This window comes from Corynebacterium segmentosum, from assembly GCF_900637825.1.
In the GTDB taxonomy this organism is placed as follows: Bacteria; Actinomycetota; Actinomycetes; order Mycobacteriales; family Mycobacteriaceae; genus Corynebacterium; species Corynebacterium accolens.
In genome coordinates, this window is the sequence record NZ_LR134408.1 from 782,576 (window position 1) to 797,292 (window position 14,717).

The window sequence follows — 14,717 nt, forward strand, 5'->3', positions numbered from 1 at the left end:
AAAGCACGCGCCACACCGCGCATTCTGCACCGCACCTCGCGTCACCGCATTCCGCGTCACCACGACGCGGGGTGCGACTTTCTGCATTCTTCTACTAGGTTAGAAAACATGACTGATTCCCCGGGCGCCGCGTTTTTAGGCCCAGTAGAAATCCGAGCTTTAGCGGAGAAACTGGATATCACGCCCACCAAGAAGTTGGGGCAGAATTTTCTCCACGACCCCAATACCATCCGCCGCATCATCGCGGCGGCGGACCTGGACCCCACAGACCACGTCGTGGAGGTCGGCCCTGGGTTGGGGTCGCTGACCCTCGGGTTGGTGGAGACCGTCCAGGATCTCACCGCGGTGGAGATCGATCCGCGCTTGGCCGCGCAGCTGCCGGAAACGGTGGGCGAGCGCGCGGAGGACTACGCTAAGCGCCTGCGCGTGGTGGAAAAGGACGCGCTGCGCGTGACCAGCGAAGATGTCGCTGCACCTACGGCGCTGGTGGCCAACCTGCCTTATAACGTGGCGGTGCCGGTGCTCCTGCACTTTTTGGAAACCTTTCCCTCCATCCGCCGCGTGCTCGTTATGGTGCAGCTGGAGGTGGCGCAGCGCCTCGCTGCGGAGCCCGGCAGCAAGATCTACGGCGTGCCTTCCGTGAAGGCTGGCTTTTATGGCGCGGTGAGCCAGGCTGGGACCATTGGCAAGAATGTCTTTTGGCCCGCGCCCAATATCGCCTCCGGCTTGGTGCGCATCGATGTCTTCGATACCCCGCCTTGGCCGGTCGACGATGCCGCGCGCGCTGCGGTATGGCCGCTTGTCGATGCCGCCTTTGCCCAACGCCGCAAAACCCTCCGCGCCGCGCTATCGGGCCACTACGGCTCCGGCGCAGCCGCCGAGGAGGCCTTGCGCGCGGCCGGAATCGATCCGAAGCAGCGCGGGGAGAAGCTCGCTGTTGCAGACTTTGTACGATTGGCAGGACTACAGTGAACGCATCGCACGGAAACGAGCCGATTACCTATACCGCGCATGCGCACGCCAAGGTCAATGTGCACCTTGGCGTGGCCGAGCCGCGGGAGGATGGCTTTCACGAGCTGGTCACGGTCTTTCAGTCTTTGAGCCTGCACGATACGGTAACGCTGACTGATTTAGGCAATGCCGAAGTGGATAAGCCACGCGTGCAATACCTCAAGGTATCCGGTCCGCACGAGGCGGGCGTGCCCGAGGACGATACGAACCTGGCCTGGACTGCGGTGGACCGCATCATGCAGCACTTGTATGTCACCCGCGGGGGCATCAAGATTCCGGAGGTCGGACTCGAGATCCACAAGGCGATTCCTACCGCCGGTGGCATGGCGGGCGGTTCCGCGGATGCTGCGGCTGCGCTGCGCCTTGCCGAGCGCTGTTACGGCCGTTATTACGGGATCGATTCGGTAGGCGATCACATTCTGGATGCCTTGGGTGCCGCCCTTGGCTCCGATGTTCCCTTTACCCTGCTGGGCGGTACGGCGTTAGGGACTGGGCGCGGGGAGCAATTGACTTCCATGATGACAAGGGGCACCTATCACTGGGCGCTGATCGCCTCTGATCGCGGCCTTTCTACGCCTAGCGTATTCCGCAAGCTCGATGAATTGCGCGATGCGGGGCGGGCTAGTGCACCGGCCCTCGATACCACGGAGATTTCCCAGGCACTTATTTCCGGCGATGCCCAGCGCGTGGCGGCGCACCTGCACAATGACTTGCAGCCCGCCGCGCTATCCCTGCGCCCAGATCTCCGCAAAACCTTGGAGGCAGGCATGGATGCGGGCGCGCTCAATGGCATCGTCTCCGGCAGCGGGCCTACCTGCGCCTTCTTATGTGCTTCGCAGGAAGATGCGGAGGAAATCGCAGCGCAGGTCAGCATAGAAATACCGGGCACCAAGGGCGTTGTCGCCCAGGGCCCGGCTGCGGGTGCGGAAGTGCTCTAGCTTAGGGCGATGGAGGAGGGGCATCGCCAAGCACAAGCGCTAGAGCGCTGGATATTTAGAGCACGGCCATTTCGGTGGGCTCAAAGTCCAGCTCGTAGCGGTCGGTTTCCTTACCGCGCAAGAGGTCGATGACGACGAGCTCCTTCTTCTGCGCGTCCGTGATGTAGGCATAGCCATTGGCGGCCTTCAGGATCGGGCCCGGCTGCTGCCACTCCTCGTTTTCTTTCCACTTGGAAATCGCGTCGATCTGCTTGGTGATTTCCCCGGAGTCTGGATCGATGATGTTGAGCTTGCCGTCGGTGGTCAGCACCAGTGCCTCGCCCATTGGGCCGCGCGCCAGCGAGCGGAACCAGTAGGAACCGTCCAAGTCCACCTTCTTGGCGGAGTAGTCCTCGGTATTGATCAGCGTCACGGAGGTGGGGCGCTCGTGCTCGGCGTCCTTGTCGGTCTTATTATCGGCCAAGATGACGTTCGATTCCTCAGAACCCGCGGCGTTTCCGGAGCGCTGGTAGCCTTCGGCGCCGGCGTAATCGGAGACGTCTACCTTGTGGAACTTGGAGCCGTCAAAGACTACGGGGCCGTCTTCGCAGCCGAAGAAGAGCTTGCCGTTTCCAGCGGCTGCTTCGCCGTGGACGCCGGGGCACTCGGTGGTCTCATCCAGGACCTTGCCATCCTTATTCAGGTGCTGGATGGTGTGGCGCTCGTCCTCGGTGCCCTTGGTGATGACCACGGAGCCATCCTCAAGCGGGACGGCCACGCCGTGGTGACCCTCGCCAGTCTTGACGGTGTTGACGGGCTTGGCGTCCTTGGAGCCGATGTCCTCGGTTTTATAAATCTTGGCTACGCCATCGCCATCAGAAAATAGGGCGGTAAAACCATCGTGGTGGACCACGTGACCGGCGTGGGGTGCCTTAATCTTGTCATCGCCCAGCTTCGGATCCGCGGTGTAGTAGTGGTTGTGGTCGCCGTGTTCCTTGGTGATGCGGCCGGTATCGTAGGTAAGGAAGTTATCGCCCTTGGTCACCATGACGTGGCGGTCATTGCCTGCATCGTTAAGGCGGAGGAAGGCGTTCATGTCCTCTTCATCGAGGACATCGCCGGATTTGGCATCGTAGGTGGTCAGGCCCCCGGCGTGGGAGAAGACGATACGGGTGGGAAGCTGTGCTACCTCGGTCTGGCCTTCTTCAGCCTCCATGCCGTCGTGGGAGTGGCCCTCGTGATCATGATCGTGGTCATGATCGTGGTCATGGCTTTCCGTGGTGGTGGATTCGCTGGTGTTTTGGGCGTCGGTGTCTTCTTCCGGCGCCGAGCAGGCAGCGATGGTGAGCGCAGTGGCAGAGAGGATAGTACAGAGGGTAAGTGTGTGCTTCTTCATACATGCGCAGGGTATTGCAAGTGAATTTCGGTAGCAACATGTTTGGGAATGCGGGGGTAGCGGTGGGGAGGTATTAAGATGAGTCCCTGTTATGGCAAACCTGATTAACCTCGAGCAAGTCACCAAATCCTATGGCTTAAAAACTCTCCTTGATGGGGTATCCCTCGGCGTGCAAACCGGGGACCGCATCGGCATCGTGGGCGTCAACGGCGGCGGTAAGACCACCCTGCTGGAAGTGCTCACCGGCATCGAGCCGCCAGATTCCGGCCGCGTATCCCATACCTCGGATCTGCGCATGGCCGTGGTGACGCAGCGCTTTGATCTGCCCGAAGAGCTCACCATCGCTCAGGCGATCATCGAACCCCTAGAGCTCGAGACCTATGAATGGGCCTCCAATGCCAAGGTGCGCGACGTGCTCGGCGGACTCGGCATCGTGGACTTGGGGCTGGATGCCCCCGTGAGCTCCCTGTCTGGTGGCGAGCGGCGCCGCGTGAACCTTGCCGCCGCTCTGGTGCAGGATTTAGATCTCGTGGTGCTCGATGAGCCGACGAACCACCTGGACGTGGAAGGTGTGCAGTGGCTGGCGGATCACCTGCTCAAGCGCAACCTCGCCGTCATCGTGGTCACCCACGATCGCTGGTTCCTCGATACCATCGCCACCTGGACGTGGGAGGTGCACGACGGCACCGTCGATGCCTACGAGGGCGGCTATAACGACTGGACGTTCGCCCGCGCCGAGCGCGCCCGCCAGGCCGATGCGATGGAGCAGCGTCGCAAAAATTTGGCCCGCAAGGAATTGGCGTGGCTGCGCCGCGGGGCGCCGGCCCGTACCTCCAAACCGCGCTACCGGATTGAGGCCGCGGAAGCGCTTATTTCGGATGTCCCCGAGCCGCGCAACAAGGTTGAGCTTATGTCCTTTTCCAAGCAGCGACAGGGCCGCGTGGTCATTGAACTAGAAGATGCCACGATAAAGTCCCCGGATGGTCGCACCTTGGTCGATCACCTCACCTGGCGCCTAGCCCCGGGCGAGCGCATCGGCCTCGTTGGCGTGAATGGCTCCGGGAAAACCACGCTGCTGCGCACGCTCGCCGGCGAATACGAGCTCGCGGCCGGAAAGCGCATCGAGGGCCAAACCGTGCGCTTAGGTTGGCTGCGCCAGGAACTCGATGACTTGGATCCGCAGCGCCGGCTTCTCGATGCCGTCGAGGACGTTGCCACCTACGTGCAGCTAGGCAAAAAGGAACTCAGCGCCTCCCAGCTGGCCGAGCGCCTCGGCTTTTCCGCCAAGCGCCAGCGCACCCCGGTCGGTGATTTGTCTGGTGGCGAGCGCCGCCGCCTCCAGCTCACCCGCGTTCTTATGGCAGAACCCAATGTTTTGCTCCTCGATGAGCCCACCAACGATCTGGATATCGATACCCTCCAGGAACTGGAGTCCCTGCTCGATTCCTGGCCGGGTACCCTGGTGGTCATCTCGCACGATCGCTACCTCATCGAGCGCATTGCGGATAATACGTACGCGCTATTTGGCGATGGCAAGCTGACGAACCTTCCCGGCGGCATCGACGAGTACCTGCGCAAGCGCGAAGAAATCGAGGCCGGCAAGAACACTGGGGTTATAAACCTGGGAGAAAAGAAGACGGGTGCGCCGGCGCCGAAGCCGGAAAAGAAGCTTTCTTCCCAGCAAGAGCGCGAAATCACCAAGAAGATGAATGCGCTTGAGCGGAAGATGCAGAAGCTGGAGAAATCCGCTGCGCAGATCAATGAGAAATTGGCCGCGGCGGCAGAAGAAGTCGATACCGAAGCGATGACCCGGCTTGATACGGAATTAAAGGACAACCGCAGCGCCTATGAGGATTTGGAGATGGAATGGCTGGAGTTAGGGGAGAAGCTCGAGCAGTAGAAGCTCGCATCGCCGATATCGTCCGCCACCTCGATCCGTGGGGCGTTATCGGCGCCGCCATTCTGTCTACCCTGGGCCTTACTCCGTCTATTTTGCCCCGCGATTGGCCCTATCAAGGCCTGATTTCGGGCCTTGCAGCTGGTTTCGGCTACGTGGTGGGCATCGGCGTGAAGCTGGTGTGGTACCGCTTCGTCGTGAGCAAATGGGCAGATAAGTATCCCTGGCTTGCCGCCTCCGCTTGGGAGCCAAAGCGCTACCGATTGCTCGCGCGCATCGCCACAGGTGCGTTCATCGCCTGGCTGGTCGGTTTCGTTATTATCGCCGTGCGCTGGCAGCGTGAGCTCGCGAGCGTATATTCCGTGCCCGCGCCATCCATGTCCAGCTACCTGCTGGTGGTGCCCTTGGCGCTGGCGGTATTTACCCTCTTCCTGCTGATCCTGCGCTCCATTATCTTTTTGGTCCGCTGGTTGGCGCGGCGCTTCCCGCAGCGGTTTCGCTCCACCTACCGCCGCCTGGGGGCGGTATTAATCGTTGCGGTGATTGCCATCTACACCGTTGAAAACATCATTCCCGGTGCTATCGTGAGCTTGGGCGATAGGGTATTTACCGCCCAAAACGCCGACCCCGATCCGGACACCCAGCGCCCCACCCTCAGCGAGCGCTCCGGATCGCCTACTTCCGATGTCGACTGGGACGGCGTGGGCTTGCAAGGCTCCCGCTTCCTAAGCTCCGGTGCGCATAAGGACGAGCTAGAGCAGGTGACCGGCAAACCCGCCAAGGAGCCCATCCGTGCCTACGCCGGCCTGGGCAACCGCGACTCCAATGAGGGGCGGGCGCAATTGCTTATCGATGAGCTCGAGCGCACCCACGCCCAGGACCGCAAGGCCCTCCTGCTGACCATGACCACCGGCACCGGCTGGGTATCGTCCTATTCCGCGCAAGCCTTCGAATTGCTCTATGGCGGGGATACCGCCATCGCCGCCGCACAGTATTCCGCCATGCCGTCCGTCTTTCACTTCTTTGGCGGCGGTAGCCAAGTAGAGCGCGCCGGGGAAGAATTCATCAACCCCATCGTGGACTGGTGGAATTCCTTGCCGGAAGATGACCGGCCCAAGCTCTACCTCTATGGCGAATCCTTGGGCACCACCGGCATCGAGGCCGCCTTTTCCGGCGTGCGCGATATCGCCAATTCCGTCGATGGCATCTTATTGACTGGCCCGCCGCACTTTAACCGGTTGCGCTCGCAGTTTGTGGAGCGCCGCGATCCCGGGTCCACGGAAATCTCGCCGGTCTACGCCGGCGGCCTCGTGGTCCGCTTTGCCAACGACGTGGACCAAGTTCGCCGCTGGGGACGCGTGCCGGAAGAAGAGTGGGGCAGGACCCGTATGCTGTATATCCAGCACCCATCCGATCCGGTGAGCTGGTGGTCGCCCGAATTGGCCTTCAAAGAGCCCGATTGGATGAAGGAAGATACCTCCTATTCCCGTGAGCGCGTGATGCAGTGGATGCCTATTATTACCTACCTGCAAGTTGCCGCAGACCTGCCTGGGGCCAAGGATGTGCCCGACGGTGTGGGCCATAATTACGGGACCTCTGTCCTCGATGGCTTTGCGGCCATCGCCGGGCCCGACGTTGCGCGTTCCATTGACTCGGAAGAACTGCAGCGGCAATTCGATGAACTCGATGTAGGTATTTATTAGACTTCTTGGGACGTTATACCTCTCGCGCAGTAACCCAGATCACTCAGAATGCCGTTTATATAACAAAGCCATATCGAAGTGGAGCGTATCCGGTAATAACCTTTCGCCCTCTGAAAAGTTATGACAAGCTGAAAAACATGAAGCCGATTCGAAGCGCCACCGCAGCAGTCCTGACCACCGTACTCGCCCTGTCCGGTACCACGGCAGCGGCTTCTGCGGAGCTCACCGCGGCCCCGCAGGTACAGCAGGTGTCCACCCTTGCTGAAAAGTACAACGTTACTTTGCCCAGCTTCCTCCAAGCTGCACCCGATGCCGAGCCGGAGGTGGCCGCGGAAGAAGCGGCCACGGCTGAAGCCGCCCCTGAGGCACAGGCGCCCGAGGCTCCACAGGTTGCCGCTGACTTGCAGGCGGCCACCGCGGACCACTTGGCTCAGGCCGGTCACCACCCAGATGAGAACGCTGCCGCCATCGCGCAGGAATGGGCAAACCAGGGCGCAAACGGTGAGCTAACGTACTACGGCGACGTGGCAAACGGCGTTACCCACACCGAGGAAGGCCAGGGCAACGTCTACCGTCTGTCCGAAGAACAAGCCCAAGAGCGCCTCAACTGGTTCAACCGAGGCCTCGAGGTAACCCCCGGACCTGAGTACGGTTATGGCGTCGCCACCGCCTTTGACGGCGAGTTCATCTACATCGCGGAGTACTTCCTTAACTAGTTCTTAGCTTTCGCGGAACCTGCCCCCGATTCTTCCGAGACCCGCGTGCATGGCAGAGCAGCCATGACGTAGTGGACATATCATTGGTAGAATCGGGGGCATGATTTTGATTAACGTACAGTTCCACGTAAAGCCTGAATACGCCGATACCTTCCTTGATGAGATCAACTGGTACACCGAGGCTTGCAACGCCGAGCCCGGCTGCATCGACTTCAAGTGGTACCGCGATCCGGAAGACTCTCAGCGCTTCCTGCTGCTCGAGTCCTACGCTGATGGCAAGGACGTAGAGCACGTTCAGGGCGAGCACTTCAAGCGCGCCTGCGACGAATTCCCCAAGTACCTCGTAGAGACCCCAGACATCATCAATGTCCACATCGATGGCCGCACCGGTTGGGACAAGATGGGCGAGTTCGCCGTCGACTAATCTCGCCGCTTAATACGAAAGACCGCACTCATGTGAACCATGAGTGCGGTCTTTATTTTTGCGACTACTTCGAGCCGGGATCTACAGCCCCGCGCTTTGCGAACCCGCCCTTCGCGCTCACAGGGAGCGGGGTACCCGCTCGTGAGAACGGAACCCGTGAGCGCGAAGGGCGGGCTGGAGCTGAGGCCGGGTTTGGCGCCGGGGCCGAGGTGAGGAGCCGGGGCAGCAGGCTAGCCGAGTTGGGGTTAGCTGCCTGCCCTCGTGGACTTCACTAAGCCTGGCATTGCGAAGAGACGCTCTTGTCGTATTTGGAGTACTGCTTCAGGGCGTTATAGAAGGCATCGGAGTAGCCGCTGGCGCCTTCGGGAAGCGGGTGCACGCCATCGGAGTAGAGCATCTCCGGATTGTTTTTGGCATAGCCACACCAGTCCGCGATATAGGCGTTGTCGTACTCCTTGGCGGCGTCAATGACGTCCTTCTGGGACTGCGCCATCCACTCGCGGTCGCCATAGGGAACCACCATGACCACGGTGTGATCCTCGCCGATGATATCCATGGCCTGGCTGATTTGGTTCGGCTGGGCGGCGCCGTTGGTACCAAAGCCCAAGAAGACGGTATCGCGCAGCGTGCCGGCGTTCTTCATCTGTTGGAGGATTTGGATACCTGACGCGTAGTGGCGGGATTCTTCGGCATCGATATAAATGCCGGGGAAGCGTTGGCTTAAGGCATCGCTGGCCGCCAGCATTACCGAGTCACCGATTGCGGTGATATTCGTGCCCTGTGGCATCGGACGGGTCTTAGTATCGTCCTCTTTCTTTGCGTCGTCTTCCTTATCTTCGGCAGGCGGCGTGGAGGGTGCGGCCGCCTCTGGCGGGACAGGATTATTATTCTGGTTTTGCTGCTGGAGCTGGTCGAGCTGCTGCTCCAATTCCGTCTTATCGTTGGAGTTGACCACGCCGTAGACAACGCCAACCAAAGAAGCGACAACCAACAACGGGACCACTGGCCACATGGCCTTGCCAAAGCCGTCCTTGAGCTCGCTGAAGCTTGGGCGCGCAGCCCAGTAGTTCTTCCATGTCTTCTTGTACCCGCCGCGGCGGAATGGGTTCTCGATGAACTGATAAGAAATCTCCGAAAGGATCAGGGAGATGGGGACGGCGACAAGGCCCAGAATCCACGTATTCTCAGAATTCTGATTGCCGTGGAACAGTGCCTCCAAAATCATGATGACCGGCCAGTGCCACAGGTACAGCGAGAAGGAACGCTGACCGAACCAGCGCATGACCTTCGTCCTAAACAGCGGCGTCATTGGGCCGTACTCGTGGATGACGCCCCACACCATGAGGGCACCAAGGATGCTGGTGAGGAAAAGGCCGCCGCGGTAGGTAAATTCGGCATCGTCAGGCATGAGAAATAGCTGCGCGACATAGCCGATAAGCGCCAAGAAGCCGATGATGCCGGCGGCGCGGGTTTCGACCTTGCCGGAGGTGGCCCAGGAATCCGCGTTGGGATCGGACTTCGTAGAGGTCATCAACAAGGAGAGGACCGCGCCGGTCAACAAGCCGAATGCGTGGGTATCCGTGCCGTAGTAGACGCGGGTGGGGTCTTCGCCTGGGGTGAAGATGAACCACATGGCCGCAAAGGATGCCAAGCCCAACACGCTGGCGACCACGACCGGAAGGCGGCGCGGCTGGCGCGACGAGGCGCGGAAAATAACTAGGATGAGCAGCGGCCAGATGAGGTAGAACTGCTCTTCAACCGCGAGCGACCAGTAGTGGGCAAAGACCTGTACTTCGTTATCGGCAAAATAGGATTGCGAGGTGGCAATTTGCGTCCAGTTATTGACAAAGAAGAGGGTGCCGAAGAATTGCTGGCGCAGGCCAACGGCCAAATCGCCGCCAATCCACGCGACGATCGCGGTACAGAAAACGAGTACGGCGACGGCGGCGGGCAAGATGCGCCTAAAGCGGCGCACCCAAAAGTCCTTCAGGCTAATCGTTCCGGACGTGCGGTACTCGCGCACGAGCAGCGAGGTAATAAGGAAGCCGGAGAGGACGAAGAACATGTCCACGCCCAGGTAACCGCCGGGTAGGGCATCGCCGAAGAAGTGGTATAAGACCACGGCAATAACGGCGAGGCCGCGCAGGCCGTCAAGGCCCTTGACTTGGCGCAGCCGCGCGTGCCGCTTCTTGCGCACGTTCTTATCCTCTGGCGGGACTGCGAGTACTTCGGAGTCGTTCTGCTGGTTCTGCAAGGGATATTTCGATTTATTGGCGTCTTGTGTCTCGTGCGGAGAAGACTGCTTGCCAGCCTGAACGGCCGCGGGCTGGTGCTCCCGTGCAGTCTGTTCGGCAGGAATGCGCTGTGGTTGAGAAGCCCCCATTGCGGCGGCCTTTTCTCCAGCAGGAATCCCTGATTCTTGCTCTTGCGCAGAGGCAGGCTTGTGCGCAGGCTTGCGCTGCTCTGCTTGCGGACGCCCGGATCCGGATGCCTGCTGCTCCGGTTGGTGCGGTGCAGACTTACGCTGTTCTGGCGGGCGCTGCTCCTGCTGGCGCTGCTCCTGCTGGCGCTGCTCCTGCTGGCGCTGCTCCTGCTCGCGCTGAACAGGCTGTTGCTGCCCAGATGTGCGCTGCCCTGGCTTACGCTGCTCCGGCTTGCGCGGCTCGGCTTTGCTTTGCTCAGTTTTGCGCTGTTCAGGCTTGCGCTGCTCTGGCCTTTGGGCAGGCCACGACTGCTGGGCGGGAAATTCCGTGGTTCCCTGCGCGGAGTTCTTCGCATCGTCGGAAGGCTTCGAGGAGCCGGTGCCGGTGGATCGATTGGCGTCGGAAGGCCGAGGAGTGCCAGCGGAGTTATTGGAGCGGGAAGAATTCTTGGAACCGGCGGATGTGGAAGTTCGAGAGGCGCCAGAGGTCCCGGACGCGCGGGAAGCACTGGCGGGGCTGGCGGGAAATTCCTTCGTTTCGGCGGCTGGTTGCTGCGGTTTCTGTGGATTCTTGGGCGTGGCAGGCTTTACCTGCTGGTGTGGCTTTGCTCCGGTTTTCTTCTGGGCAGAATTATTCTGCTTGTCTTGGGCAGAGCCTTTGGCGGCAGCGGATTTGGGGGTCTGCGCACCCTGGTTTCGGGAAGGGATTTTGTCTTGAGGCGTGGGGTTACCCACCTGGCGGGATTGGCGAGCGAACCCACGGGTGGGATCCGTGGGCTGTGCGTGCGAGGATTTAGTGCCATCCTGTGCATTCGAGGTGGGCGGCTGGTGTTCCGTGCGCGCCTCGTGATTATTGCGGGCATGTGGATCCGGCCCGGTAGGGATACCGGAATTAGGCGTGGAAGCCCCAGTGGAGGAATCACCTGTAGGCCCATCTGATTGCCGCGTCGTGGGCGGCGTGGCCTCATTACGCTCGGAATCTTTCTTCCCCAGCAGCGAGCGCAGAAAACGATTCACGTGAACTCCCATTGCACTACGAAAATGTACTAGTCGGCCAATTTTAGACCGCGAGAAGCGCCATTACCCAAAGTAGAGAGCACGGCGTGGCGCGGGAAATTGGCAATGTTTTGGCGGATAGATGGTGAAAGAAGAAAGTCTAATCCTGTTGGCTGTCAAAAAGCTGATTCAGCACTGTCAGCACCCCATACTCGGTATTGGGCGGGGCGATGGTATCGGCAATCGCCTTGAGCTTAGGATGCGCATTGTCCATGGCAATGGCGGTTCCGGCGGCTTGGAGGAGTTCGAAATCGTTGAGGAAGTCTCCAAAAGCCGCGGTGCGGGATTGGGAGATATCCAGCAGCGACGCCATGGTTTCTAGCGCCACGCCCTTATTTACCCCGGCCGCCATGACATCGAGCCACACCGCCCCAGATACCGCGATATTGTGCTCAGGCACGGCCTCACGCAGCGGTTCGTGGAGGTGCCTTTCGCTGCCATTGGCGCAGAAGGCGGCGATTTTGATGATCTCCTCATCGAGCAGATCATGGAGATCATCTACCCAGCTGATGGATTTATAGTATTTGGAGATCTCGGCGGAGGCTTGGCTGTCGATGCCCCTTTCCACAAACGCCGTAGCTGGCGTGCACAACACCACGGTGTGGGGTTGGGACACCGCGTCGAGCGCCGCTACCGCAGCGCGGACGGCCGATGACGGCAGGGGAGTGGTGCTCAGCAGCTCGTTATTGTGCACGACCACGGAGCCATTTTCTGCAATAAAGGTCTCCTCATGAGGAAACATCTGTTGCAGGGTGGCGAGCTGGCGCCCAGATGCCGGAACGAGGGTGACGCCAAGCTCGGTTGCGCGCTGGCTGGTCGCCGCGAATCCTGGCGGCAAGTCGCCGTTTCCATCGAGCAGGGTGCCGTCCATGTCTAGGGCGATAAGCTGTGGAAGCAAAATTAAGACCTATCTGTGAAGTCGCAAACGGTAGCTAGGTACATGAGTTGTGTGTCACAATAGAGGATATGACTAATGATGCACCTATCGTGTCCTCAATCCGCAACCATACCGGAGTCATTGAGCTCAACCGCCCAAAGGCTCTCAACTCTCTCAGCCCAGAAATGATCGATCTCATCGCCGCTGCCTTGGATAAGTGGCGGGGTGATGACGAGGTAGAGCAGGTCCTTTTGACCTCTACAAATCCCAAGGCCTATTGCGCGGGTGGCGATGTCCGCATGGCTCGCGATGGCATCGTCGACGGCAAGTACGACGAGGTCGATGACTTCTTCGCCTCGGAGTACACCCTCAACGGGGATATTGCGGAATACCCCAAGCCGGTCATCGCGCTTGTGGATGGAATCGCTATGGGCGGCGGGCTTGGCGTATCCGCGCACGGCTCGCACTGCGTGGTCACGGACAAGACCTTCGCCTCCATGCCGGAGATGAATATCGGCTACGTCACGGATGTGGGCATGGCCTATGCCTCCCAAAATGCCGTGGGCACGCGCGGCAAGGCCTCGTCAGAACTCGCGAAGTTCTGGGGCATTACCGGCTACCGCATGTACGCCGCAGACCTCGTGTGGAGCGGGCTGGCTACTGACTACGTTAAAGACGGCGACGCCTTTGCTAGCGACGTCATTGACAAGGGCATTGATGCCGCGCTGGACAAGCACTCCGTGCAGCCAGAAGATGAGGCCCCGCTTGCAGAGCTCATCGAGGGGATCGAGGCCAGCTTCCGCCACGATTCCTGGCAGGACATCACCGCAGCTGCTAAGGAATACCCGGAGCTGAAGGAGCTGGTGGACAAGCTCACCGCGCAGGCCTGCCCAACCTCCATCGTGGCCGCGCTGGAGCTCTACCGGGCAGAGGCGCAGTGCTCGAGCATTCGCGATGCCCTCGAGCTGGAAAAGAAACTGGGCGCTTATATGTATCGCCGCGATGACTTTTCCGATGGCGTGCGCGCGGTATTGGTGGATAAATCCAATGACGCGGCATTCAACCCCGCAAGCGTCGCGGAGGTGGATGTAGACGCCATCCGCGGCGTATTAGCTAAAGGTTAATCCCGCGGAAGGAGGCGTAGGCCGATCGGGCCTGCGCCTCATTGATCTCTCGGGGCGGGGTCACTGCGAGCGTTGCCTCCGTGGCCGCTGACGTGGGCTGCGGCAGATGCAGCGCCTCGGAATCGAGGAGGGCGAGGCCGACGCGGCCATCGGCAAGCGTGGTGCCCACCAGCGTCCACATGCCCAGGATGGGCAGGGCCAGCTGCGGTACCTGCCGGGCGCGCGCGTAGTCCAAGGGTAGCGCGGGCCGGATTAGCGCCGGTACCTGGTGATCGATGCCGAAGCGGTACAGGTTCGCGGCAGCCTGCGCGGCTGCGGTGTCCTTGACCGCGGGATCGGCCCAAGACCACAAGAATTGATCCTCCGAAATGGTGGCGATGAGCACCGCCGTGGCCTCGTCCCTCCCGCCAGAGTGGCGGATCTCCGCCGTGGCACCGTCCAGATCGAGGTGCACCGTGGCCTCCGGGAAATTGCCCTGGAAATACAGCTGGTGCTCCATGCCGTAATAGAAAGCATCCTCGATAATGCGGGTATCCTTCATGCCCGGCTCGATTGCCGTGATCTGCGGCGCACCCAGTGCTCTAGAAAAATGCAGCGTCGTTCCATCGGAATAATGCTCGGCAGACTCCGCAGGGGAGCCCGCGCCAGTCTCTGCGAGCGTAATGCCCAAGTGGTGGGCGAGTTCGTGCACCGCGCGCTGCTCATCAATGTCCGGCGCGCTGCGGCGAAGCCCCGCGGCAATGCTGGTGGGAAAATCGAGCCGCGGATGAAAATCCACGGCGATGATCGCCTCATGATCGCCTTGCCGCGCCCGCAGCACCGGGGCATTGCCGGCCAGGAGGCGGGCGAGGGGGATAAACTTCGCCGGATCATCCCCGCCCTGCGGCAGATCGGTTTCCGCTTGCATCGCCCACCGCCAGGTGGGCGAGGCGGCGCGATCGATGACGGCGATGCGCGTGCCCCGGAAGTCTTTGACGCTGGAGGACGAGCTGCAGCGGATTTCCACGGGCTGATTGTGGCTAAGGCGCCCCTCGGCATCCGTCGAGGGGGTGAGGAAATTAAATTCCACGTCGGTGGTATCACCCAGGCGGGCCCGGAAGGCGGCGTCAAGGCCCGCCTGAATAAAGCAGGCATCGCGGGTGGCCTGGGCAAGCGAATTTGAAGTATCCATAAT

11 protein-coding genes are annotated in these 14,717 nt (G+C 60.8%); 7 read left to right on the plus strand and 4 right to left on the minus strand.

The genetic code is table 11. The features are described 5' to 3' along the window. Window positions 1-108: 108 nt before the first annotated feature. Entirely contained in the window at window positions 109-972 is an 864-nt protein-coding gene (rsmA, locus tag EL217_RS03855; RefSeq protein WP_005279949.1) for a 16S rRNA (adenine(1518)-N(6)/adenine(1519)-N(6))-dimethyltransferase RsmA, read from the plus strand. Beyond that, on the plus strand, window positions 969-1,949 hold the full coding sequence (locus tag EL217_RS03860) for a 4-(cytidine 5'-diphospho)-2-C-methyl-D-erythritol kinase (protein WP_005279951.1): 981 nt from the start codon (window positions 969-971) through the stop codon (window positions 1,947-1,949). The genes rsmA and EL217_RS03860 overlap by 4 nt, the downstream gene beginning before the upstream one ends. Window positions 1,950-2,004: 55 nt before the next feature. Here EL217_RS03860 and EL217_RS03865 read toward each other — a convergent pair whose 3' ends face one another. Beyond that, window positions 2,005-3,324 carry a hypothetical protein gene (locus EL217_RS03865; RefSeq protein WP_126318646.1) on the minus strand — a complete coding sequence of 440 codons (1,320 nt, stop codon included), beginning with the start codon at window positions 3,322-3,324 and terminating at the stop codon, window positions 2,005-2,007. A gap of 91 nt (window positions 3,325-3,415) precedes the next feature. Between EL217_RS03865 and EL217_RS03870 the strand changes: the two genes are divergently transcribed. From EL217_RS03870 to EL217_RS03885, 4 genes are all read left to right on the plus strand, one after another. Continuing rightward, on the plus strand, window positions 3,416-5,224 hold the full coding sequence (locus EL217_RS03870) for an ABC-F family ATP-binding cassette domain-containing protein (RefSeq protein WP_126318648.1): 1,809 nt from the start codon (window positions 3,416-3,418) through the stop codon (window positions 5,222-5,224). Then, complete coding sequence (locus EL217_RS03875; protein ID WP_126318650.1) at window positions 5,191-6,924, plus strand: alpha/beta-hydrolase family protein; 1,734 nt, start codon at window positions 5,191-5,193, stop codon at window positions 6,922-6,924. Before EL217_RS03870 ends, EL217_RS03875 begins: the two co-directional genes overlap by 34 nt. A gap of 137 nt (window positions 6,925-7,061) precedes the next feature. Continuing rightward, window positions 7,062-7,640: a hypothetical protein gene (locus EL217_RS03880; protein ID WP_126318652.1), complete on the plus strand. Its 579-nt coding sequence runs from the start codon at window positions 7,062-7,064 to the stop codon at window positions 7,638-7,640. A 100-nt stretch (window positions 7,641-7,740) separates the two neighbouring features. Continuing rightward, on the plus strand, window positions 7,741-8,064 hold the full coding sequence (locus tag EL217_RS03885) for a putative quinol monooxygenase (RefSeq protein WP_005279956.1): 324 nt from the start codon (window positions 7,741-7,743) through the stop codon (window positions 8,062-8,064). Between the two features lie 271 nt (window positions 8,065-8,335). Here the strand turns inward: EL217_RS03885 and EL217_RS03890 are convergent, their stop codons facing one another. Together EL217_RS03890 and EL217_RS03895 are read right to left on the minus strand one after the other, a co-directional pair. Continuing rightward, on the minus strand, window positions 8,336-11,503 hold the full coding sequence (locus EL217_RS03890) for an acyltransferase family protein (RefSeq protein WP_126318654.1): 3,168 nt from the start codon (window positions 11,501-11,503) through the stop codon (window positions 8,336-8,338). A 139-nt stretch (window positions 11,504-11,642) separates the two neighbouring features. Then, entirely contained in the window at window positions 11,643-12,440 is a 798-nt protein-coding gene (locus EL217_RS03895; protein ID WP_126318657.1) for an HAD family hydrolase, read from the minus strand. Window positions 12,441-12,508: 68 nt separating this feature from the next. On the opposite strand from EL217_RS03895, the gene EL217_RS03900 reads away from it, so the two are divergent. Continuing rightward, window positions 12,509-13,543: a 3-hydroxyisobutyryl-CoA hydrolase gene (locus EL217_RS03900; RefSeq protein ID WP_126318659.1), complete on the plus strand. Its 1,035-nt coding sequence runs from the start codon at window positions 12,509-12,511 to the stop codon at window positions 13,541-13,543. Here the strand turns inward: EL217_RS03900 and EL217_RS03905 are convergent. Then, window positions 13,533-14,714 (minus strand): DUF6882 domain-containing protein, encoded by a 1,182-nt coding sequence (locus EL217_RS03905; protein WP_126318661.1) that lies wholly within the window; start codon window positions 14,712-14,714, stop codon window positions 13,533-13,535. The genes EL217_RS03900 and EL217_RS03905 overlap by 11 nt on opposite strands. Window positions 14,715-14,717: the final 3 nt, after the last annotated feature.